The sequence below is a fragment of the Paraburkholderia dipogonis genome (assembly GCF_042680985.1).
Classification (GTDB): Bacteria; Pseudomonadota; Gammaproteobacteria; order Burkholderiales; family Burkholderiaceae; genus Paraburkholderia; species Paraburkholderia phytofirmans.
This window is the reverse complement of sequence record NZ_JBHUFR010000032.1, coordinates 64,006-84,915: the sequence shown is the minus strand read 5'-3', so window position 1 is coordinate 84,915 and position 20,910 is coordinate 64,006. Positions and strand designations below refer to the sequence as shown.

19 protein-coding genes are annotated in these 20,910 nt (G+C 62.7%); 10 read left to right on the top strand and 9 right to left on the bottom strand.

Features of this window, described 5'->3' with window-relative positions; all coding sequences use genetic code 11:
- Positions 1–84: 84 nt before the first annotated feature.
- The 3 genes from pnp to ACFSNN_RS34415 form a co-directional block, all read right to left on the bottom strand.
- Positions 85–2,232 (bottom strand): polyribonucleotide nucleotidyltransferase, encoded by a 2,148-nt coding sequence (gene pnp, locus ACFSNN_RS34425; protein ID WP_208949476.1) that lies wholly within the window; start codon positions 2,230–2,232, stop codon positions 85–87.
- Between the two features lie 359 nt (positions 2,233–2,591).
- Positions 2,592–2,864 carry a 30S ribosomal protein S15 gene (gene rpsO, locus ACFSNN_RS34420; RefSeq protein WP_011487489.1) on the bottom strand — a complete coding sequence of 91 codons (273 nt, stop codon included), beginning with the start codon at positions 2,862–2,864 and terminating at the stop codon, positions 2,592–2,594.
- A 185-nt stretch (positions 2,865–3,049) separates the two neighbouring features.
- Positions 3,050–4,477: a branched-chain amino acid ABC transporter substrate-binding protein gene (locus ACFSNN_RS34415; protein ID WP_134456670.1), complete on the bottom strand. Its 1,428-nt coding sequence runs from the start codon at positions 4,475–4,477 to the stop codon at positions 3,050–3,052.
- A gap of 184 nt (positions 4,478–4,661) precedes the next feature.
- Here ACFSNN_RS34415 and ACFSNN_RS34410 point away from each other — a divergent pair, with 184 nt between their 5' ends.
- The 3 genes from ACFSNN_RS34410 to ACFSNN_RS34400 all read left to right on the top strand — a co-directional run bounded on the left by ACFSNN_RS34410 (position 4,662) and on the right by ACFSNN_RS34400 (position 7,765).
- Positions 4,662–5,213: a hypothetical protein gene (locus tag ACFSNN_RS34410; RefSeq protein WP_134456671.1), complete on the top strand. Its 552-nt coding sequence runs from the start codon at positions 4,662–4,664 to the stop codon at positions 5,211–5,213.
- 226 nt (positions 5,214–5,439) lie between these two features.
- The gene (locus tag ACFSNN_RS34405; RefSeq protein ID WP_012432369.1) at positions 5,440–6,075 is read left to right on the top strand and encodes a carbonic anhydrase; all 636 of its coding nucleotides are present in this window, start codon (positions 5,440–5,442) and stop codon (positions 6,073–6,075) included.
- 109 nt (positions 6,076–6,184) lie between these two features.
- Complete coding sequence (locus tag ACFSNN_RS34400; RefSeq protein WP_134456672.1) at positions 6,185–7,765, top strand: SulP family inorganic anion transporter; 1,581 nt, start codon at positions 6,185–6,187, stop codon at positions 7,763–7,765.
- Between the two features lie 118 nt (positions 7,766–7,883).
- On the opposite strand, the gene ACFSNN_RS34395 is transcribed toward ACFSNN_RS34400, so the two are convergent.
- The 6 genes from ACFSNN_RS34395 to ACFSNN_RS34370 all read right to left on the bottom strand — a co-directional run bounded on the left by ACFSNN_RS34395 (position 7,884) and on the right by ACFSNN_RS34370 (position 15,000).
- Positions 7,884–9,431 carry a 2-isopropylmalate synthase gene (locus ACFSNN_RS34395; RefSeq protein ID WP_134456673.1) on the bottom strand — a complete coding sequence of 516 codons (1,548 nt, stop codon included), beginning with the start codon at positions 9,429–9,431 and terminating at the stop codon, positions 7,884–7,886.
- 404 nt (positions 9,432–9,835) lie between these two features.
- On the bottom strand, positions 9,836–10,702 hold the full coding sequence (pssA, locus tag ACFSNN_RS34390) for a CDP-diacylglycerol--serine O-phosphatidyltransferase (protein ID WP_012432366.1): 867 nt from the start codon (positions 10,700–10,702) through the stop codon (positions 9,836–9,838).
- A 24-nt stretch (positions 10,703–10,726) separates the two neighbouring features.
- Complete coding sequence (locus ACFSNN_RS34385) at positions 10,727–11,365, bottom strand: phosphatidylserine decarboxylase (protein WP_012432365.1); 639 nt, start codon at positions 11,363–11,365, stop codon at positions 10,727–10,729.
- A 130-nt stretch (positions 11,366–11,495) separates the two neighbouring features.
- Positions 11,496–12,512 (bottom strand): ketol-acid reductoisomerase, encoded by a 1,017-nt coding sequence (gene ilvC / locus ACFSNN_RS34380; RefSeq protein WP_074763518.1) that lies wholly within the window; start codon positions 12,510–12,512, stop codon positions 11,496–11,498.
- 121 nt (positions 12,513–12,633) lie between these two features.
- On the bottom strand, positions 12,634–13,125 hold the full coding sequence (gene ilvN / locus ACFSNN_RS34375; RefSeq protein ID WP_012432363.1) for an acetolactate synthase small subunit: 492 nt from the start codon (positions 13,123–13,125) through the stop codon (positions 12,634–12,636).
- A 111-nt stretch (positions 13,126–13,236) separates the two neighbouring features.
- Complete coding sequence (locus tag ACFSNN_RS34370) at positions 13,237–15,000, bottom strand: acetolactate synthase 3 catalytic subunit (RefSeq protein WP_012432362.1); 1,764 nt, start codon at positions 14,998–15,000, stop codon at positions 13,237–13,239.
- Positions 15,001–15,362: 362 nt separating this feature from the next.
- On the opposite strand from ACFSNN_RS34370, the gene ACFSNN_RS34365 reads away from it, so the two are divergent.
- From ACFSNN_RS34365 to ACFSNN_RS34335, 7 genes are all read left to right on the top strand, one after another.
- Positions 15,363–15,926, top strand: coding sequence for an RNA polymerase sigma factor (locus ACFSNN_RS34365; protein WP_012432361.1), 564 nt, complete (start codon positions 15,363–15,365; stop codon positions 15,924–15,926).
- On the top strand, positions 15,923–16,351 hold the full coding sequence (locus ACFSNN_RS34360; RefSeq protein ID WP_012432360.1) for a DUF3619 family protein: 429 nt from the start codon (positions 15,923–15,925) through the stop codon (positions 16,349–16,351). The genes ACFSNN_RS34365 and ACFSNN_RS34360 overlap by 4 nt, the downstream gene beginning before the upstream one ends.
- A 16-nt stretch (positions 16,352–16,367) precedes the next feature.
- Positions 16,368–17,126 (top strand): DUF3106 domain-containing protein, encoded by a 759-nt coding sequence (locus ACFSNN_RS34355; RefSeq protein ID WP_134456674.1) that lies wholly within the window; start codon positions 16,368–16,370, stop codon positions 17,124–17,126.
- On the top strand, positions 17,116–17,667 hold the full coding sequence (locus tag ACFSNN_RS34350) for an RDD family protein (RefSeq protein ID WP_377689127.1): 552 nt from the start codon (positions 17,116–17,118) through the stop codon (positions 17,665–17,667). The genes ACFSNN_RS34355 and ACFSNN_RS34350 overlap by 11 nt, the downstream gene beginning before the upstream one ends.
- A gap of 357 nt (positions 17,668–18,024) precedes the next feature.
- Complete coding sequence (locus tag ACFSNN_RS34345; RefSeq protein WP_134456675.1) at positions 18,025–18,966, top strand: UDP-2,3-diacylglucosamine diphosphatase; 942 nt, start codon at positions 18,025–18,027, stop codon at positions 18,964–18,966.
- A 36-nt stretch (positions 18,967–19,002) separates the two neighbouring features.
- The gene (locus tag ACFSNN_RS34340; protein WP_012432356.1) at positions 19,003–20,034 is read left to right on the top strand and encodes a glycosyltransferase family 4 protein; all 1,032 of its coding nucleotides are present in this window, start codon (positions 19,003–19,005) and stop codon (positions 20,032–20,034) included.
- Positions 20,035–20,054: 20 nt separating this feature from the next.
- Positions 20,055–20,726 (top strand): diacylglycerol kinase, encoded by a 672-nt coding sequence (locus ACFSNN_RS34335; RefSeq protein ID WP_134456676.1) that lies wholly within the window; start codon positions 20,055–20,057, stop codon positions 20,724–20,726.
- Positions 20,727–20,910: the final 184 nt, after the last annotated feature.

Here is a 20,910-nt window from a genome sequence, read left to right as displayed (position 1 = left end):
CACTTGCAACGCAATCCACCCTGCGCCCTTCATAAAAAACGGCCGGAGCGCGTTCACGCTGCCGGCCGTTGTTCTGCTACCGCATTACTGCGGCGTCGGTTCGCCTTGCGGCGCGCCGTTTGTACCTTCGTTCAGCAACGCCTTGGCCGACAAACGCACGCGGCCCTTTTCGTCCGTCTGGATGACCTTGACCTTCACTTGCTGGCCATCCTTCAGGTAGTCGTTGATGTCCTTGATACGCTCGTTGGCGATTTCGGAAATATGCAGCAGACCGTCCTTGCCCGGCAGGATGTTCACGATCGCGCCGAAATCGAGCAGCTTGAGCACGGTACCTTCGTACACCTGGCCCACTTCGACTTCCAGCGTGATGTTCTCGATACGCTTCTTCGCTTCGGCCATGCCTTCGCTGCTCGTGCTTGCGATGGTGACGACGCCGTCGTCCGAAATGTCGATCGTCGTGCCGGTTTCTTCGGTCAGCGCGCGGATCACCGAACCACCCTTGCCGATCACGTCGCGAATCTTTTCCGGATTGATCTTGATGGTGATCATGCGCGGTGCGTAGTCCGACAGCACCGTGTTCGCGCCCGACACCGCCGAGGTCATCTTGCTCAGGATATGCATACGGCCTTCCTTCGCTTGCGCGAGGGCGACCTGCATGATTTCCTTGGTGATGCCCTGGATCTTGATGTCCATCTGCAGCGCGGTCACGCCTTGTTCCGTACCCGCCACCTTGAAGTCCATGTCGCCGAGGTGATCTTCGTCGCCGAGGATGTCGGTCAGGACGGCAAACTTGTTGCCTTCCAGGATCAGGCCCATGGCGATGCCGGCGACGTGCGCCTTCATCGGCACGCCGGCGTCCATCAGCGCGAGGCAGCCGCCGCACACCGAAGCCATGGACGACGAACCGTTCGATTCCGTGATTTCCGACACGACGCGAATCGAGTAGCCGAATTCGTCGGCGCTCGGCAGGCATGCAGCCAGCGCGCGCTTGGCCAGACGGCCGTGACCGATTTCACGGCGCTTCGGCGAACCGACGCGGCCCGTTTCGCCGGTCGCGAACGGAGGCATGTTGTAGTGGAGCATGAAGCGTTCGCGGTACTCGCCTTCGAGCGCGTCGATGTTCTGCTCGTCGCCCTTCGTGCCCAGCGTTGCGACCACCATGGCCTGCGTTTCACCGCGCGTGAACAGTGCCGAGCCGTGCGTACGCGGCAGCACGCCGGTGCGGATTTCGATCGGGCGCACGGTGCGCGTGTCGCGGCCGTCGATACGCGGTTCGCCGTTCAGGATCTGCGTACGGACGATCTTCGCTTCGATGTCGAACAGCACGTTGCCGACGGTTGCCTTGTCGGCTGCCACGGTGCCGCCTGCTGCAGCGTCTTCTTCCAGCTTCTTCGACGTTGCTGCGTAGACTTCCTTCAGCTTGGTCGAACGGGCTTGCTTGTCGCGCAGTTGATATGCGGCGAGCAGATCGGCTTGCGCCAGTTCCGCCACGCGTGCGATCAGCGGCTCGTTCTTTGCCGCCGGTTGCCAATCCCATTCCGGCTTGCCGCCTTCGCGAACCAGTTCATGGATCGCGTCGATCGCGATCTGCATCTGCTCGTGGCCGAACACCACGCCGCCGAGCATGACTTCTTCGCTCAGTTGCTGCGCTTCCGATTCCACCATCAGCACTGCGCGTTCCGTACCGGCGACGATCAGGTCGAGCGCCGATTCCTTCATTTGCGGACGCGTCGGGTTCAACACGTATTCGTTGTTGATGTAGGCCACGCGTGCTGCGCCGACCGGGCCGTTGAACGGCAGACCGGACACGGCGAGCGCCGCCGACGCGCCGATCAGCGCGGGGATGTCAGCGGGAATTTCGGGGTTCAGCGACAGGACGTGGATCACTACCTGGACTTCGTTGTAGAAGCCTTCCGGGAACAGCGGACGCAGCGGACGGTCGATCAGGCGCGAGATCAGCGTTTCGCCTTCCGACGGACGGCCTTCGCGGCGGAAGAAGCCACCCGGGATCTTGCCGGCGGCGTAGGTCTTTTCGAGGTAGTCGACGGTCAGCGGGAAGAAGTCCTGACCCGGCTTGGCCGTCTTGGCGCCGACCACGGTGGCCAGCACCACGGTATCTTCGACGTCGACGATCACGGCACCGCTCGCCTGACGAGCGACTTCGCCGGTTTCGAGGCGAACCTTATGTTGTCCCCACTGAAATTCTTTGACGATCTTATTGAACATAGTCATTGCTTTTCCTCTTCGTAATGCCGCGCGGACCAGAAGCGGCGCGGCAACGCCAGGACCGGCGCCGCATGGGAAGAGTAGTGTTATGCCATTCCAGAGAACCACGCCTTACGATAAGTACGCGCGCGAACCGCTGGAATGACACAAAGCTCCGCCCCTGAAGCCCGGCCATGAATCTCTTCTTTACTGCTTGCTCTACTGCTTGATTACTGCTGCTTGATTTCTACTACCTGCTCCCGCCGCATGAACCGGCACGCCACTGCGGAGAACAGCCGGCGCGCATCACATGAAGCGCACCGTGCAAAAACAAAATGCCTGTATCAGTGGAACTGACACAGGCATCTTGCTGAACGACTGGCCGATTACTTACGCAGACCCAGCTTTTCGATCAGTGCGCGGTAACGATCCGCGTCCTTACCCTTCAGGTAGTCGAGCAGCTTACGACGGCGGCTCACCATGCGCAGCAGACCGCGGCGGCTGTGGTGATCTTTCGTGTGTGCCTTGAAGTGAACGGTCAGTTCGTTAATGCGGGTCGTGAGCAGCGCGACCTGAACTTCGGGGGAGCCGGTGTCGTTAGCTGCGCGTGCGAATTGCGCAACGACTTCGGACTTCTTGCTTGTTTCAACTGCGGACATGTCGATTTCCTTAAGAACTAGACAGGCGGTCACGGAAGAAAGGCCGTGCCGTGGGTTACCCGTGTGCTTTAAATATTGCCGACGCACCTTTGATACCGGTTCGCCTCACAACGGGACGCGTATTGTAGCACAGCCGATTCCGGCCGCGAAGCCCGCTGCACCGGCCGTGACGCGCGCCGCCCGCATCACGGCCGCTTCATCTTGCAGACGGTCGGCAGGACCGTGCGCTCGGGCGGCAGGGCCAGCACCGTGCGAAAACCGTAACCGGAGCCTTCGTTATCGAAATGCACGCCCGGCGTACCGGCCTTGTCCATCTCCATCACGTAAAGGGGCTGAATCAGTTGATGGTCGTCGGCGCGCATCCGCGAGGCGTGGAAGCCGTTGTCGAACCTGATTCCTTCCAGCGCTTTCGCCACCGCCGTCGGGTCGGCGCTGCCGGCGCGGGTCATCGCCGCGGCCAGGGTTTCGATCATCAGCGGCATGCGCAGCACCGGGTAGTCGTCCTGCGCGGCCGGGAAACGGGTCCGGAAGGCGGCGTACCAGGCGTCGGATTGCGCGCCGCCGGCGTTCGGGTGCCAGTCGGCCACCGCGATCACGTGGCCGACGCCGGCGTCGCCCAACGCGGCGGGCGCGCCGAGGCTGTTGCCGTAGAAGGTGTAGAACTTCGTGTCCAGCCCCTGCTCGCGCGCGGCCTTGACGAGCAGCGTCAGGTCGTTGCCCCAGTTGCCCGTGATCACGGCGTCCGCCCCGCTCGCGCGGATCTTCGCGATGTAGGGCGCGAAGTCCTTCACGCGCCCGATCGGATGAAATTCGTCGCCGACCACCGCGATGTCCGGACGCTTCGTCGCCAGCGTCGAACGCGCGAGGCTACTGACGTCGTGGCCGAAGCTGTAGTCCTGGTTCAGCAGATACACTTTCTTCACCGCCTTGTCGCGCTGGATCACGTCGGCCAGCGCATCCATGCGCATGCCCGCGTGCGCGTCGAAGCGGAAATGCCAGAAGCTGCAGTTGGCGTTGGTCAGCGCGGGGTCGTCGGCGGAATAGTTGAGAAATAGTTCACGGTTGCCCGGTTCGCGACTGTTCTGCTTGTCGATCGCGCCGATCAGCGCGGCGGCGACCGCCGAACTGTTGCCCTGCATGATGTAGCCGATATGGCGGTCGGCGGCCGCGCGCAGTTGTGTGAGCGCCTCTTCGGTGCCGCCCTTGCTGTCGAGCACGACCAGCTCGAACGGATGCGCGCCATCGGCGAGCTTCACGCCGCCATGCGCATTCACCTGCTCGACGCCGAAGCGCAAGTTGCGCTCCACCGCCGCGCCCGCGTTCGCGAACGGGCCGGACATGCCTTCGATCAGCGCCAGCTGGATCGGCGCGCCGGTGGGCTTGCTCGCGGGCTTCGCCGCCGCGCTAGCTACCGGGTTGGGCGCCGAGCTAGCTGCGGGGCCGACTGCCGGGCCAGTTGCCGGGCTAGCTGCCGGGCTAGCTGCGGGTCCGGCCACCCGGTTAGTCGCAATCGCACCAGGCTCGCTCGCCGCATACGCCACCGCGGCCACCGCCGCCATCGACATCGCCGCCAGCGCCACTGCCGCGCTCCGTTGCCACTTCGCCATCGTCATCGCCCCGCCTGATAGATGAAAGCGCGGATCATAGGTCGTTCATGGCGGAATAAGCAAGCCGGCGCAAGCGTTACCGTAGTGCCCGGCCGGCTCTTCATGAAGCGCAAATCTTTTGCCACAGCGCGTGTCAAAATAATGCGTCTCGATGATAAAAACCGCTACTCAAACGCCATCGGAGGAATACATGTTCAACCGCCATCACACCACGGCGGCCTCGATCGGAGCGCCGACCGCAGGGCGCCTGCGCCGCGCGGCGCTCGTCTGCCTGAGCGCGCTGGCGCTCGCCGGCTGCGTGCAGCCATGGCAGCAATACCAGCAAGGCGCGGACGAATCGACCATCGTCGCGCGCCTCGGTCCGCCGCGTGAAAGCTACGACCTGCCGAACGGCGGCAAGCGGCTGATGTGGCCGACCCAGCCGATGGGCGAAACCACCACCGCGGCCGACATCGACGCGGCCGGCAAAATCGTCAACGTGCGCCAGGTGCTGCAGCCCAACGAGTTCTATCGTGCGGAAATCGGCAAATGGACCAAGAGCGACGTGCTGGTGAACTTCGGCCGGCCGGTCGAAACGTCGTACTTCCCGCTGATGAAGCGCGAAGTCTGGACCTATCGCTATCTGGAAGACAACGTCTGGTACATGATGTACAGCTTTTATTTCGACGAGCAGGGCATCGTGCGTCTTACGCAAAAAACGCCCGATCCGTTGCACGATCCGGATCGCCGCAGCCTGTTCTGAGCGCCATTCAAGCCGTTTCGCATATATCTACCAAGCCGCCTTCCCAAGCGGCTTTTTTTTATTTATTGCGCATGACGGCGAATTTTATTTCGCGCACAGCGGATTTATTTTTTGATAGAAAGGCTTTCGTAAGAATTGATTCGGTGCTGGCCTCCCATGGGGCCGCACGAGCGTAGCCGTGATTTCGACGCCGAATCAATTCGCCCCACTTACGGAGCCACTATCCATGAATCGTCCCAAACGCCTGCTGGTCGCCAACGTCGCCTGGGCGCATGAAACCGCCGTGCGCAACCCCGAGTTTTTTCGCGATCTGGTGCGAGGCCAGAATCCCCACGTACTGTGGATCGGCTGCTCGGACAGCCGCGTGCCGGCTGAAACCATCACGCATTGCGAGCCGGGCGACCTGTTCGTCCACCGCAACATTGCCAACCTCTTTCAGCCCGACGACGACAATTCGGCGAGCGTCCTCGAATATGCGGTGAAGGTGCTGAAGGTCGGCCATGTGATTGTCTGCGGCCACTACGGCTGCGGCGGCGTGCGCGCCGCGCTGCTGCCGCCCGAGCCGAGCCTGCCGCACGTGAACCGGCGGATCGCACCGCTTTGCACACTCGCCAAAGCGCATCGCGAAGAACTTCAGGGGCACGAGGAAGAGCGTGAGCGCGTCAACCGTCTCGCCGAACTGAACGTGCTCGAACAGGTGCGCGGCTTGCGCGCGCACCCCATCGTGCGGGACGCCGATGCGGCGCCGCTCGTGCACGGCTGGATCTTCGCGCTCGAAGACGGGCGCATCAAAGTCCTCACGTCCGGCTACGACGCCGACGACGCGATGACCTGCGCAACCGCCGCCCACAGCGCCGCCTAGCACGACACAGCGGCGACACTTCGGCGACACTTCGGCGACACCTCATGCGAATCCGATCCGGTTCAGCTTTCGCCGCATTCCAGGCCCCACTCCTCACGGCACCGACACCATGAACCTTCGAGCTTTCTTCTCCACCTTTCAGCGCGACCTGCTTGCGGGCACGGTCGTTTTTCTGGTGGCCCTGCCGCTCTGTCTAGGCATCGCCAACGCATCGGGCGTCGAGCCATTTGCCGGGCTCGTCTCGGGCATCGTCGGCGGGCTGGTGGTGGCCGTGCTGAGCGGCTCACGCTTGAGCGTGAGCGGGCCGGCGGCGGGCCTCGTCGTGATCGTCGTCGACGGGATCGCGCAGCTCGGCAGCTTCTCCGCGTTCCTGCTGGCCGTGCTGCTGTCCGGCGCGATCCAGTTCGGCTTCGGCATGCTCAAGGCGGGCCGTTTTGCCGCCTATGTGCCGTCGCCGGTGATCAAGGGGATGCTCGCGGCTATCGGTGTGCTACTGATCGTCAAACAGTTCCCGCTCGCGCTCGGGTTATCCGGCGTGAATTCGGCGCCGGGCACACAAGGTGTCGCGCAGGCGGCCGGCTCGGTCGCCACGCCGTTCGGTTCGATCTCGCTGGCGGCCTGCGTGATCACCTTGCTGTCGCTAGCAATTCTGATCGGCTGGGAAACCCGCGCATTTCGACGCTTCGCACTGGTGCGCCGCGTACCGGCGCCGCTCGCCGTCGTTCTGCTAGGGATCGGCGCGACGTTGCTGCTCAGCGTGCTGGCGCCGTCGCTCGCGCCGCCCGCCGAACATAGGGTCGCCCTGCCGCCGCTGGAATCGTTCGCCGCGCTGCAACTCGCACTGGAGTGGGCCGACTTCGGGCCGCACTTCGCACAGCTCGTCAATCCCGATGTCTGGCGCGTCGCCATCACGCTGGCCATCGTCGCGAGCCTGGAGACGTTGCTGAGCCTCGAAGCCGTCGAGCAGATCGATCCCGAACGACGCGCCGCGCCGCCGGATCGTGAACTGAAGGCGCAAGGCGTGGGCAATCTGATTGCCGGCGCAATTGGCGGCTTGCCGATCACCTCGGTGATCGTGCGCAGTTCGGCCAACGTGCACGCGGGCGCGCAAAGCCGGCTCTCGGCGATGATTCACGGCGTGCTGCTGCTCGTCAGCGTGTTTGCGCTCACTAGCGTGATCAACCTGATTCCGCTGGCATGTCTCGCGGCGATCCTGATTTTCACGGGACTGAAGCTCGCCAAGCCGTCGCTGTTCGTCGCCGTCGCGAAACAGGGTTTTGCGCCGTTCGCGCCGTTTATGGTCACCCTCGTCGGCGTGCTCGCGACCGACCTGCTGATCGGCATCGTGCTCGGCATTCTGTGCAGCGTGCTGCTCGCGCTGTACGCGAATCTGCGCAGCCCGATCGTGCTCGCGCAGCACGGCGATCACTATCTGCTGTCGTTTCGCAAAGACGTGTCGTTTCTCGGCAAGGTGCCGCTCAAACACTACTTGCAGCAGATTCCCGACGGCTCCACCTTGATCGTCGATGCAACGCGCGCCGATTTCGTCGACCACGACGTGCGCGAACTGCTCGACACGTTCGTGGCCGATGCACCGCGGCGCGATATCGCCGTCGAAGTGCGGCACCAGGTCCAGGCGCAAGCGCGCGCGTCACGTGGCTGGTCGATGCGACGCACGGCAACGGAATAACGCCGCTCGCAATGAACAAAGCCCCGCGCCAATCGAGGCACGGGGCTTTGTTAACTCCTACGACAACGGTGAACGGTGGCCACGCAGCCGCGCCGTCAGCGCGCTGAAACTGCGCCATTTACTCCGAACGTTGCGGATTCAACTTGTCCGCGTTCGAATACAGCTTGTTGAGCGCCGAGATATACGCCTTGGCCGAAGCGGCGACGATATCCGGATCGGTACCCACGCCATTGACGATACGTCCGCTTTTCGACAGACGCACGGTCACTTCGCCTTGCGCCTGCGTACCGGTCGTGATCGCGTTCACCGAATACAGCAGCAACTCCGAGCCGCTGCCCACTTCCGTTTCGATCGCGTTCAGCGTGGCGTCGACGGGGCCGTTGCCGCGCGCTTCGCCGGTTATTTCCTTGCCTTCCACCGAGAACACGATCTTGGCGTGCGGCTGCTCGCCGGTTTCCGAGTGTTGCGACAGCGACAGGAACTTGTAGTGCTCCCTCTCCTGCGCCTCGGCGGATTCTTCCGTGACGATCGCGATAATGTCTTCGTCGAAGATTTCCGACTTGCGGTCGGCCAGTTCCTTGAAGCGCGCGAACGCCGTGTTCAATTCCGCTTCGCTATCCAGCGCGATGCCCAGTTCCTGCAGACGCTGCTTGAACGCGTTACGGCCCGACAGCTTGCCGAGCACGATCTTGTTCGCGCTCCAGCCCACGTCTTCGGCGCGCATGATTTCATAGGTGTCGCGCGCCTTCAGCACGCCGTCCTGGTGAATGCCCGACGCGTGCGCAAAAGCGTTCGCGCCGACCACCGCCTTGTTCGGTTGCACGACGAAACCGGTGATCTGCGACACCAGCTTGGAAGCCGGCACGATCTGCGTGGTATCCAGACCGATATCGAGCCCGAAGTAATCCTTGCGCGTCTTCACGGCCATCACGATTTCTTCGAGCGACGTGTTGCCCGCGCGCTCGCCGAGCCCGTTGATCGTGCACTCCACTTGACGCGCGCCGCCAATCTGCACGCCGGCCAGCGAGTTCGCCACCGCCATGCCGAGGTCGTTATGGCAATGCACCGAGAACACCGCCTTATCCGAGTTCGGAATGCGCTCGCGCAACGTTTTCACGAGTTGGCCGTACAACTCCGGCACGCCATAGCCGACCGTATCCGCGATGTTGATGGTGGTCGCGCCTTCGGCGATCACCGCTTCCAGCACGCGGCACAGGAAATCCATATCCGAGCGGCTGCCATCTTCCGGCGAGAACTCCACGTCGTTGGTGAATTTGCGGGCAAAACGCACGGCCAGCTTCGCCTGCTCGAACACCTGGTCCGGCGTCATGCGCAGCTTCTTTTCCATATGCAACGGCGAGGTTGCAATGAAGGTGTGGATGCGGAAGTGATCGGCCGGTTTGAGCGCCTCGGCTGCGCGCTGAATGTCTTTGTCGTTCGCGCGGGCGAGCGAGCACATCGTGCTGTCCTTGATCAGGCCTGCGATCGTATGGATCGAATCGAAGTCGCCGTTCGAGCTTGCCGCGAAGCCTGCTTCGATCACGTCCACTTTCATCCGTTCGAGTTGCTTGGCGATACGGATTTTCTCTTCCTTAGTCATCGACGCGCCGGGCGATTGTTCGCCGTCTCGCAACGTGGTGTCGAAAATGATCAGTTTGTCGGACATGTCGGGTCTCCTGCGGAGTCGTTCAATTGTGGGGATGGGATATTGGAATCTGGCTGTCTGCGCCACCGCTGGCGACGCTCGATCACGGACGAGGTGGACCGAGGGCAAAAAAGATCAGCGTGGCCAAAAGCGTGACGGTCGGCGCGACGATCCGCGCGGCAGACGCTCCAGCATTGGCGGGCTCAGCGGCGCGCCGCCTGTCGAGACTTGTTGCGCGGCTCGGCAAGGAACGTGCACGCATTGATCCAACGACTATAGCGACATTCGCGCCGCCGTGCAATTAGCGCCGGACCTGCCTGGGACAAGCCGCGGAGCGCCGCTGGGCGGCCTCGCCCAAAGCAAAACGGCGACCCGGAGGCCGCCGTATTTTCATGCCGTGCCCTGTCGCGCACGCAAAGCGATCGCTACCTGTCTACCGACACCGACCTGGCCGGATTCGCCCTGCCCCTGACCGCCTGATAACCCCAGAAAACGTAGCCGGACAGGCCGTACAGCACGAACAGGCCGAACAGCATCAACGGCGGATCGGAGGACACCAGCACGAACGCGACCACCACCAGCAGAATCACGCCGAATGGCACGCGATGCCGCACGTCGAGTGCCTTGCCGCTGTAGAACGGAGCGTTCGACACCATCGTCACGCCGGCGTAAATCGTCAGCACGAAAGCAACCCACGGCAACCACACCAGCTTGAGCGGCACGCGGTTGTCCGTGGCGAGCCACACGAAACCGGCGATCAGTGCCGCCGCGGCCGGGCTCGGCATGCCCTGGAAGAAGCGCTTGTCGACTACGCCGATGTTCGTGTTGAACCGTGCGAGACGCAATGCCGCGCCCGAACAGTAGACGAACGCCGCGAGCCAGCCCCAGCGGCCGAGGTCCTTCAGAATCCACTCGTACATGACCAGCGCCGGCGCCACGCCGAACGACACCATGTCAGACAGGCTGTCGAACTGCTCGCCGAACGCACTTTGCGTATGCGTCATGCGGGCAACGCGGCCGTCCATGCCGTCGAGCACCATGGCCACGAAGATCGCGATGGCCGCGACCTCGAAACGCACATTCATGGCCTGCACCACGGCGAAGAAGCCGCAGAACAAGGCGGCCGTGGTGAAGGCGTTCGGCAGCAGATAAATGCCGCGCTTTCTCAGGAACTGCTGACGCTGCGCACGCCGGCTGTCGACTGCCGCCTCCGTCACCATCGGCTTGTTGCGGCGGAACGGACGCGGAAGCGGTCCGCTATTACGGGGTCGACGCGGTTTGAATGCGGCCATTCGGAAAACCTCCTTGGTGCCGCTTTATAGTTCAGCGAGGATCGTGGACGACGCCGAAACCTTCTCGCCGATCGACACACGCGGACGGCTGCCCACCGGCAGATACACGTCGACGCGCGAACCGAAGCGGATAAATCCGTAACGTTGACCGCGGGTGAGCGGCTCACCTGCCCGTACGTAGCAAAGAATGCGCCGCGCGATCAGACCGGCGATCTGCACCGAAGTCACCGTCTGGCCGCCGGCCATTTCGATCACCACCGCATTGCGCTCGTTTTCGGTGGAAGCCTTGTCCACCGCGGCATTCAGGTACGCACCCGGAAAATACTCGACCTTGGAGATTGCGCCATCCACCGGCGAACGTTGCGAGTGGACGTTGAACACGTTCATGAACACGCTGATTTTCAGCGCTTCACGATTGGCGTACGGATCATGCGCGGTTTCGACCGCGACGATGCGGCCGTCGGCCGGGCACAGCACGGCATTCGCCTGCGTGGGGATCGGGCGCGCGGGATCGCGGAAGAACTGCACGACGAAGATCAGGAGGAGCCAGAACAGCCATGAAAAGCCGAAACCCGCGATGAAGTGAACCAGGAGTGCAACGACGGCCGCGATGGCGATGAACGGCCAGCCTTCTCGCGCGATGATCGGATGAGGGTAATTCATGAATGGCTTCTGTGTTTTTGTAAAACCGTAGGATAGCAAAAGCCGCCCAGGGTTCAGCACCCTTGGGCGGCTTTTTGATCTGTCCGGCTATTACGGCATGACGCCGCACCGGACATCAGCTACAAGCAGCTTAGTTCTTCGACTGGTCGACCAGCTTGTTCGCGGCGATCCACGGCATCATCGAACGCAGCTTTGCACCGACCGTTTCGATCTGGTGTTCAGCCGTCAGACGGCGGCGCGATTGCAGCGTCGGCGCGCCGGCCTTGTTTTCGATGATGAAGCTCTTTGCGTACTCGCCCGTTTGAATGTCGGTCAGCACGGCCTTCATCGCCTTCTTCGTTTCAGCCGTCACGATACGCGGACCCGTCACGTACTCGCCGTATTCGGCGTTGTTCGAGATCGAGTAGTTCATGTTCGCGATGCCGCCTTCGTAGATCAGGTCGACGATCAGCTTCAGTTCGTGCAGGCATTCGAAATACGCCATTTCCGGCGCGTAGCCCGCTTCCACCAGCGTTTCGAAGCCGGCCTTGATCAGGTCGACCGTACCGCCGCACAGCACGGCTTGTTCGCCGAACAGGTCGGTTTCCGTTTCTTCGCGGAAGTTGGTTTCGATAATGCCGGCACGGCCGCCGCCGTTCGCTGCTGCGTACGACAAAGCGATGTCACGTGCCGCGCCCGACTTGTCTTGCGCGACCGCGATCAGGTGCGGCACGCCGCCGCCTTGCGAGTAGGTGCCGCGAACCGTGTGGCCCGGCGCCTTCGGCGCGATCATGATCACGTCGAGGTCGGCACGCGGAATCACTTGACCGTAGTGAACGTTGAAGCCGTGCGCGAAGGCCAGCGCCGCGCCTTGCTTGGCGTTGGCGTGCACTTCTTTCGCATAGACTTCGGCGATCTGCTCGTCCGGCAGCAGCATCATGACCACGTCCGCGCCCTTGACGGCTTCCGCCACTTCCTTGACTTGCAGGCCGGCATTCTCAGCCTTGCTCCACGATGCGCCGCCCTTGCGCAGACCGACCGTGATGTTCACGCCGCTTTCCTTCAGGTTCAGCGCGTGCGCATGGCCTTGCGAGCCATAGCCGATGATCGTGACTTGCTTGCCCTTGATGAGGGAGAGGTCAGCGTCCTTGTCGTAGAAAACTTTCATGTCGGTTCCTTGGCTAAATTCGATGATTCAATGAAATTCAAATACTGCAAATAGTGTGTTGCTTGGCCGGGTTGGTGCAGGCACGGCCCGGCCTGGATCGAGACGGTTGAACGCTCGCGCGTTACACCTTCAGAATGCGCTCGCCGCGACCGATCCCCGAGCCGCCCGTGCGGACCGTTTCGAGAATCGCCGTAGCGTCGAGCCCTTCGATAAAGGCATCGAGCTTGTCGCTCGCGCCCGTCAGTTCGATCGTGTAGGTCTTTTCGGTGACGTCGATGATGCGGCCGCGGAAAATATCCGACATCCGTTTCATCTCCTCACGCTCCTTGCCGACCGCCCTCACCTTGATCAACATCAGCTCGCGCTCGATGTGGGCGCCCTCGGTAAGGTCGACCACTTTCACCACCTCGATCAGGCGGTTCAGATGCTTCGTGATCTGTTCGATCACGTCGTCCGAGCCAATGGAGACGATGGTCATGCGCGACAGCGAACGGTCTTCGGTCGGAGCCACCGTCAAGGTTTCAATGTTGTAGCCGCGTGCCGAGAAGAGACCCACCACGCGTGATAACGCGCCAGGCTCGTTTTCCAGCAGGACGGAAATAATGTGTCTCATGATTCGCTTCTTCCAGATGTTTTGTCGATGTCCGCGAACGGCTTGGCGCCGCTTCGTGTGCTTTCGCCTTTCATGAAGGCGCGCACAACGAAGCCGACGCGGATGCCGTCGTTATAGATCTTCCGAACCCATGAGCATCTCGGTGATGCCCTTGCCGGCCTGAACCATCGGCCAGACGTTTTCGGTCGGATCGGTCTGGAAATCGAGAAACACCGTGCGATCTTTCAGACGCAGCGCTTCCTTGAGCGCCGGCTCGACATCGGCCGTGCGTTCGATACGCATGCCGACGTGGCCGTACGCTTCGGCGAGCTTCACGAAATCCGGCAGCGCATCCATGTACGAATGCGAATAGCGCTTGCTGTATTCGATCTGCTGCCACTGGCGCACCATGCCCAGATAGCGGTTGTTCAGCGAAATGATCTTCACCGGCGTCTCGTACTGCTTGCAGGTGGAGAGCTCCTGAATACACATCTGGATCGAGCCTTCGCCCGTGATGCAGAGCACGTCGTCGTCCGGGTGCGCCATCTTCACGCCCATCGCCGCCGGCAGGCCGAAGCCCATCGTGCCGAGACCACCGGAATTGATCCAGCGGCGCGGCTTGTTGAAGCGATAGAACTGCGCCGCCCACATCTGGTGCTGGCCGACGTCGGAACACACGAAGGCATTGCCGTCGGTCAGTTCCCACGCCTTTTCCACCACGTACTGCGGCTTGATGATGTCGCTCTTGCGGTCGAACTTGAGGCAGTCTTTAGCGCGCCAGGCTTCGATGTCCTTCCACCAGTCGGCGAGCGCCGCGGTGTCCGGGCCATGCTCGGCCGTTTGCAACTGCTCGATCAATTCCTTCAGCACTTCCTTCACGTCGCCGACGATCGGAATGTCGACCTTGACGCGCTTGGAGATGGAGGAAGGATCGATGTCGATATGGATGATCTTGCGCGGACGCGACGAGAAGTGAGCCGGGTCGCCGATCACACGGTCGTCAAAGCGCGCGCCGATCGCGATCAGCACGTCGCAGTGCTGCATCGCCATGTTGGCTTCGTACGTGCCGTGCATGCCGAGCATGCCGAGGAATTTCTTGTCGCTCGCCCGGTAACCGCCCAGACCCATCAACGTGTTGGTGACGGGATAGCCGAGCAGATCGGCGAACTGGTTCAGCTCGCGCGAGGCGTCCGCGAGAATGATGCCGCCGCCGGTGTAGATGTACGGGCGCTTGGCCGACAGCAACAGCGAGACCGCCTTGCGGATCTGGCCGGAGTGGCCCTTCGTGACCGGGTTGTACGAGCGCAGCGAAACGGTCTTGAGCGGTTCGTACTGGCAGGGCGCCTTCGACACGTCTTTCGGAATGTCGATCAGCACCGGGCCGGGACGGCCGGTACGGGCAATGAAGAACGCTTTCTTGACGGTAGCGGCGAGGTCGCGCACGTCCTTCACGAGGAAGTTGTGCTTCACGCAGGGACGCGTGATACCGACGGTGTCGCATTCCTGGAACGCATCCTGGCCGATCGCGGCAGTCGGCACCTGGCCGCTGATCACCACCATGGGAATCGAATCCATGTAGGCGGTGGCGATGCCGGTCACCGCATTGGTGACGCCGGGGCCGGAGGTCACGAGGCACACACCGACCTTGCCGGTGGAACGCGAATAAGCGTCGGCGGCGTGGACCGCGGCCTGCTCGTGGCGCACGAGGATATGCTGGAACTTGTCCTGCTTGTACAGCTCGTCGTAAATGTAGAGTACCGAGCCGCCGGGATAGCCCCACACAAACTCGACGTCTTCGTCGGCCAGTGCCTTCATGAGCACGGTGGCGCCGATAGAGTCAGCTTCGGGATGGGGTGTCGTATCCGACGTGGAGAATTCCGCGCTGGGCATATTCATTAATTCACCTTTCGAAATTTCGGCAAAAATTTGATCGGGTGCTCTCTGCCGGGCTTGTGGCTCGGGTTCAAGCGGCGCGTCCAGTTGACAGGTGAGCTTCTTGGGCCACACCTCAATTGAGACAAGTCACTTATGTTGCGAACCAGCGACGATATCTGCAGACGCCCGCGCGGTCAAGCAAATATTGCCGTGGCGCCATCAGCCGAATCTCAACAATTAGCCAAAAGCGACCGAAACCTTGTTATAGAGATGCAAGGTGCATCACGTTTCGCCCCAGCGGCGCAAAAGTTTGTTAGCATCCGCGAGTTTTACGACATTTTTCGACCGATTACGCGCACGCTCGCTGCGCCGACCCCCAACGGATGGCATCAGACAAGGAACTCGCCGATTTTCTGGCGGGCGTCGAAAGGCGCGCATTCAAGCAGACGGTCTACGCCGTGCGGGACGACGACGCCTCGCTGGATATCGTGCAGGACGCGATGATCAAGCTCGCCGAAAAATACGGCGACCGTCCAGCGGCCGAACTTCCGCTGCTGTTTCAGCGTATTCTGCAGAATGCGATGCACGACTATTTCCGTCGTGCCAAAGTACGCAATACTTGGGTCAGCCTCTTCTCGTCGCTCGGCAACGCCGACGACGAAGATTTCGACCCGCTCGAAACCTTCGAGGCCCAGCAGGGCTCGGCGGGCTCCGAGAGCAACGAACAGAAGCTCGAACGCGAACAGGTCCTGCAGTTAATCGACGACGAGATCCAAAAGTTACCGGCACGTCAACGGGAGGCGTTTCTCATGCGTTATTGGGAAGATATGGATGTCGCCGAGACTGCCGCCGCTATGGGCTGCTCCGAAGGCAGTGTGAAAACGCACTGTTCGCGGGCCACCCACACGCTGGCGCAAGCGCTCAAGGCCAAAGGAATCACGCTATGAGCTCCCTAGAAACTAAAGAACTCGAGTTCGCCCGCCAAGTGCGCCGCGCACTCGACGAAAACGCTGCCAGCATTCCGTCCGCCACCGTCGATCGACTCGCCGCGGCGCGCCGTGCCGCGCTTGCCCGCAAGAAGCCCGAAACCGTGAGCGCGCCGGTGTTCGTGCCGGCCTTCGCCGGCGCGGGCATGGCAGCCGGCATGCCGCCGGTCGAATTGCCGCAGCGCCGCCGTTCGCCGCTGCGCCGTTTCGCGCTTGCGTGGCCGCTGGCCGCGCTGGTCATCAGCCTCGTGGGCATTGCCTACTGGGAAGACCAGCAACGTACCGCTGAACTCGCCGATATCGATGCCGCCATGCTAAGCGACGACCTGCCGCTCAATGCCTATCTCGACCACGGTTTCAACGCGTACCTTTCACGCGCCCACTGAGCGGGAGATTCTTCGGGTGAGTTACAAGCGCGGCCTGGCCGTTGTTTTCGGATGCACGATCGCGGCTCTTGTGTCGTTTGCCGCGACTTATCCGCGCTTTCATCCGAGTCCGTCGCCCGTCAGCGCGCCTGCCGCGGGCGGCAACGTGACCGCCAAGGCGCCCGCGCCGACGCTTGCCGTCGAATTGCCCAGCCTGCCCGGCAGCAACAGCCCGATGGCGTGGTCGCGGCTGACCTCGGCCGAGCATATCGCGCTCGCGCCGTTCGAAGCTCAATGGGATTCCTTCAGCGAGGAACGCAAGCGAAAATGGATCAAGATCGCATCGCGTTACCCGAAGATGTCGGCCGATGCGCAGAAACGCCTGCATGACCGCATGACTGAATGGACCCGCATGACGCCCGACCAGCGGCGCGTCGCGCGTGAAAACTATCAGGTGTCGAAGGAATTGCCGCGCGAAGCCCGTCAGAACGCGTGGAAGGCCTATCAGCAGTTGCCCGAAGAGCAGAAGGAACGGCTCGCCGCCAGCGAACGCAAGCGCCGGCCCAGCGTGGTCAGCGCGCCGCCTTCGGGCCGCAGCGAGATCAAGGGGCTAGATCGTCTCGTCAACGCGCGTGAGCACGGCGCAAGCGGCGCGGCAGCGGCCAGCGCCGCAGCCGCGGCTTCGTTGCCGAGTCCCGCCGTCGCGCCGCCGATTCCCGCCGCCGGCAGCTTCGTGCCCGCTACGCCGCTGCCGGTTTCGCCGGCCGAAGCGCCGTCGATCTTCAATGGCTCCTGAGCCTGACGCCGCCGCCGTGTCCCAACCGCTCGCGTCCCAGGCCATCGCTGCCGATAGCAATAACGGCGACACACCCACCGTCCGGCGGCGCCTTGCGGCGCTGCTCTACGAAGCGCTGATCCTGTTTGGCGTGGTGTTCATCGCCGGCTATCTGTTCAGCACCCTGACGCAGCAGCGCAACGGCCTGACCCATCACAACCTGCTGGCGACATGGATCGGCCTCGTGGTCGGCGTGTACTTTGTCTGGTTCTGGACCCACAGCGGCCAGACCTTGCCGATGAAAACCTGGCGCCTGCGCGTGGTTGCCGCCGACGGCGCGCCGCTCTCCGCCAGCCGCGCAATCGCCCGCTACGTACTCGCGTGGCTATGGTTTTTGCCGCCGCTGGCGCTGCATCCGTTACTCGGACTCAAGCTGCCGCAGACGCTGACAATCGCCGGCATCTGGTTCGTGCTGTGGGCGGCTACCGGCCGCTTCGATCCGCAGCGCCGATTCCTCCACGACCGCCTCGCGGGCACTCGAGTCGTCAGCGTTTCGCGCTGATCTGTCGCGGGCCAGCCGGTCGTTTATTTCGCCCTCCTGCCGAGTAGCCATCGCTTTCCGCAAGCCTCGCCAGACGCTGCCGCACTAACCGCCTGATTATTTCGCGTTGCTGCTGTCGGGCCGCTACCACACGACGCGCCTCACGCGATCCGCGGCCTAGCTGAGCTCTCGGTTACTTCACCCTACCGCCAGTCCGCGAGAGCCATGTCTGTCGCGGGCCAGCTGCGTTTCGAGCTGCGCCTTTCACGCCGACCCGATCCTCTCCCGCCCCCGCAGTAATAAGAACTTCTCATGACTGTCACGGCACAGTCACGCACACTTGGCCCAATACGGGCACCGCAACTCGACGCGTGAGCCATGGACCCCAAAACGTCCGCGACTTCCCTGTTCCGCCAGACCGGCCCGAGCGTCGACCCCGTCGCGTTCCGCCCGGAACCCAACCACAGTCACGGCTTGCCGTTGCCCGTGGCGCCACTGCCACTCGACGCCCAAGCCAGTCATCACGACGACGATCACGCCGAGCCGCACCGCTACCGCACCATCTGGCTGTCCGACATCCATCTCGGCTCGAGCGGCTGCCAGGCGCCCTATCTGCTCGACTTCCTGCGTCACAACGAGTCGGAGTATCTGTACCTCGTGGGCGACATCATCGACGGCTGGCAGTTGAAGAAAGGCTGGTACTGGCCGCAGGCCCACAACGACGTCGTGCAGAAGGTACTGCGCAAGGCGCGCAAAGGCACACAAGTGATCTACGTGCCCGGCAATCACGACGAAGCCGCGCGCCAGTTCTGCGACCTCGCGTTCGGCGACATCCACGTGCGCGGCGAGGCGTTTCACACCACGCTCGCCGGCAAGCGTCTGTGGATCGTGCACGGCGATCTGTTCGACGGCGTGATCCAGCACGCCAAGTGGCTCGCCTATCTCGGCGACACGCTCTACACGATGATCCTGATCCTGAACCGCTGGTTCAACCGGATCCGCAGCCGGCTCGGTTTTCCGTACTGGTCGCTGTCGCAGTACCTGAAGCATCAGGTGAAGAACGCGGTCAATTTCATCTCCTCGTTCGAACGCGTGATGACCGACGAAGCGCGCCGCCGCGGCTGCGACGGCGTGGTCTGCGGGCACATCCATAAAGCCGAGATACGCGATATCGACGGCGTTCTGTATTGCAACGACGGCGACTGGGTCGAAAGCCTGTCGGCCCTCGTCGAGACGTATGAAGGCGAACTCAAGGTGATCTACTGGACCGTGATGTGCTCTCCGGAAGTGGGCGTGCAAAAGGCCCGGGCGACCGCATAGTCCCTGCTTGTCAACTCCTCTATTGGGCCGAAACCGATGAAGATCATGATCGTCACCGACGCGTGGGAACCGCAGGTCAATGGCGTCGTGCGCACGCTGAAAAACACCACGCGCGAACTCAGCGCGCTCGGCCATCACGTCGATCTGCTGACGCCGCTCGAATTCAAGACGATTCCTTGCCCGACTTATCCGGAGATCCGCCTCTCGCTGCTGCCGCGCCGCAAACTGCGCGAGCGTATCGACGCGTTCTCGCCCGACGCATTGCACATCGCCACCGAAGGTCCGCTCGGCATGGCCGCGCGCGCCTATGCGATCCAGCACAAGCTGCCGTTCACCACCGCTTATCACACGCGTTTTCCGGAGTACGTGCAAGCGCGTTTCGGCATTCCGCTCGCCGCGACCTACAAGTTCCTGCACTGGTTTCACAAGCCGTCGCTGGCTGTGATGGCGCCCACGCCGGTCGTCAAGGCCGACCTCGAAAAATTCGGCTTTACCAACGTCGTGCTGTGGACGCGCGGTGTCGACCTGGACATCTTCCATCAGATGGACTCGAAGGTGCTCAATAGCGCGCGGCCGATCTTTCTGTACGTGGGACGTGTGGCGGTCGAGAAAAACGTCGAGGCGTTTCTGAAGCTCGATCTGCCCGGTTCGAAGTGGGTCGCAGGTGAAGGTCCGGCACTCGCCGAACTGAAGTCGCGCTATCCGCAAGCGAATTATTTGGGCGTGCTGACGCAGGCCGAATTGGCGAAGGTCTATGCGGCGGCGGACGTCTTCGTGTTCCCGAGCCGCACCGACACGTTCGGGCTCGTGCTGCTCGAAGCACTCGCCTGCGGCACGCCGGTCGCGGCGTATCCGGTCACCGGCCCGATCGATGTGCTCGGCGACGGCGGCGCGGGCGCGATGCATGAAGATCTGCGCGAAGCCTGCCTCGAAGCGTTGAAGATCGATCGCAACCATGCGCGCGCGTGGGCCGAACGCTTCTCGTGGGCAGCGGCCTCCGAGCAATTCGCCGCGCATCTGAAACCGCTGCCGCGCGCCTCGTATCGTGAGGAAAGCGCCGCCGCGTGATGCGGCGCGCCGAGCCGTCCATGCGAACCAGACCATCCACCGTGGGGCGCGCGCCGAACGGCGCGCTGCGTGCCGTCGATACCAACAACGACAACCACACCGCAAGCATCGAACCGTTCGACGACGTGCATGAGCCAGGCACGCCGAATCATGATCGCGCGCATGGTTTGAACGGCGCAAATGGCGCAAATGGCGCAAACGGAGCGAACATTGCGACCGGCACGCAACAAAACGGCACGCAACACGACACGCAGCACGAACCCCTCAGTCCCGACGACCCGCTCGCGCCGCTGCCTTTCAATCCCTACAAAGGCAATCGCGGCCTCACGCGCGCCTGGCACGCGATGAAAAATTCGCTTGCGGGCTTTCGCGTCGCGATTCGCGAGGAAAGCGCGTTTCGCCAGGAACTCACGCTTGCCGCGATCCTGATTCCCTGCGGCGCGCTGGTGCCGGTCGAGCCGGTGTCGCGCGTGTTGCTGCTCGGTTCGGTGCTGCTCGTGCTGATCGTGGAGTTGCTGAATTCGAGCGTGGAAGCGGCTATCGACCGGATTTCACTCGAACGCCACGAACTCTCGCGCCGCGCGAAGGATCTCGGCAGCGCGGCCGTGATGGTCGCGCTCGGCATGTGCCTGATGACGTGGCTGCTGATCGTCGGGCCGCTCGTCGCGCATTGGGTCGAGGCATGGCTGTGAAGCCGCGCGGCAGGCTGTTTTAGCGCCGTACAAGCGCGTTCGATCGACGCGCGAAAGCGTCGCGAGGAATGAAAACCCTGACTATCGCTTGGTATTAGAACGCTCGGTTTATAATCGTCCGATACACCAACCGCGTCCGGGCGGATCACGCAAAGAGCGGCTCGCCGCCGTGTGCCCCAGCCCG

Excerpts from the sequence above, each read along its gene's own strand:
- ACFSNN_RS34345 (WP_134456675.1), top strand. The coding sequence starts at position 18,025 with ATGGACCCCAAAACGTCCGCGACTTCCCTGTTCCGCCAGACCGGCCCG.
- ACFSNN_RS34360 (WP_012432360.1), top strand. The coding sequence starts at position 15,923 with ATGAGCTCCCTAGAAACTAAAGAACTCGAGTTCGCCCGCCAAGTGCGC.
- pnp (WP_208949476.1), bottom strand. The coding sequence starts at position 2,232 with ATGACTATGTTCAATAAGATCGTCAAAGAATTTCAGTGGGGACAACAT.
- ACFSNN_RS34410 (WP_134456671.1), top strand. The coding sequence starts at position 4,662 with ATGTTCAACCGCCATCACACCACGGCGGCCTCGATCGGAGCGCCGACC.
- ACFSNN_RS34335 (WP_134456676.1), top strand. The coding sequence starts at position 20,055 with ATGCGAACCAGACCATCCACCGTGGGGCGCGCGCCGAACGGCGCGCTG.
- pssA (WP_012432366.1), bottom strand. The coding sequence starts at position 10,702 with ATGGCCGCATTCAAACCGCGTCGACCCCGTAATAGCGGACCGCTTCCG.
- ACFSNN_RS34340 (WP_012432356.1), top strand. The coding sequence starts at position 19,003 with ATGAAGATCATGATCGTCACCGACGCGTGGGAACCGCAGGTCAATGGC.
- rpsO (WP_011487489.1), bottom strand. The coding sequence starts at position 2,864 with ATGTCCGCAGTTGAAACAAGCAAGAAGTCCGAAGTCGTTGCGCAATTC.
- ACFSNN_RS34415 (WP_134456670.1), bottom strand. The coding sequence starts at position 4,477 with ATGACGATGGCGAAGTGGCAACGGAGCGCGGCAGTGGCGCTGGCGGCG.
- ACFSNN_RS34370 (WP_012432362.1), bottom strand. The coding sequence starts at position 15,000 with ATGAATATGCCCAGCGCGGAATTCTCCACGTCGGATACGACACCCCAT.
- ACFSNN_RS34385 (WP_012432365.1), bottom strand. The coding sequence starts at position 11,365 with ATGAATTACCCTCATCCGATCATCGCGCGAGAAGGCTGGCCGTTCATC.
- ACFSNN_RS34400 (WP_134456672.1), top strand. The coding sequence starts at position 6,185 with ATGAACCTTCGAGCTTTCTTCTCCACCTTTCAGCGCGACCTGCTTGCG.
- ilvC (WP_074763518.1), bottom strand. The coding sequence starts at position 12,512 with ATGAAAGTTTTCTACGACAAGGACGCTGACCTCTCCCTCATCAAGGGC.
- ACFSNN_RS34405 (WP_012432369.1), top strand. The coding sequence starts at position 5,440 with ATGAATCGTCCCAAACGCCTGCTGGTCGCCAACGTCGCCTGGGCGCAT.
- ilvN (WP_012432363.1), bottom strand. The coding sequence starts at position 13,125 with ATGAGACACATTATTTCCGTCCTGCTGGAAAACGAGCCTGGCGCGTTA.
- ACFSNN_RS34365 (WP_012432361.1), top strand. The coding sequence starts at position 15,363 with ATGGCATCAGACAAGGAACTCGCCGATTTTCTGGCGGGCGTCGAAAGG.
- ACFSNN_RS34350 (WP_377689127.1), top strand. The coding sequence starts at position 17,116 with ATGGCTCCTGAGCCTGACGCCGCCGCCGTGTCCCAACCGCTCGCGTCC.
- ACFSNN_RS34395 (WP_134456673.1), bottom strand. The coding sequence starts at position 9,431 with ATGTCCGACAAACTGATCATTTTCGACACCACGTTGCGAGACGGCGAA.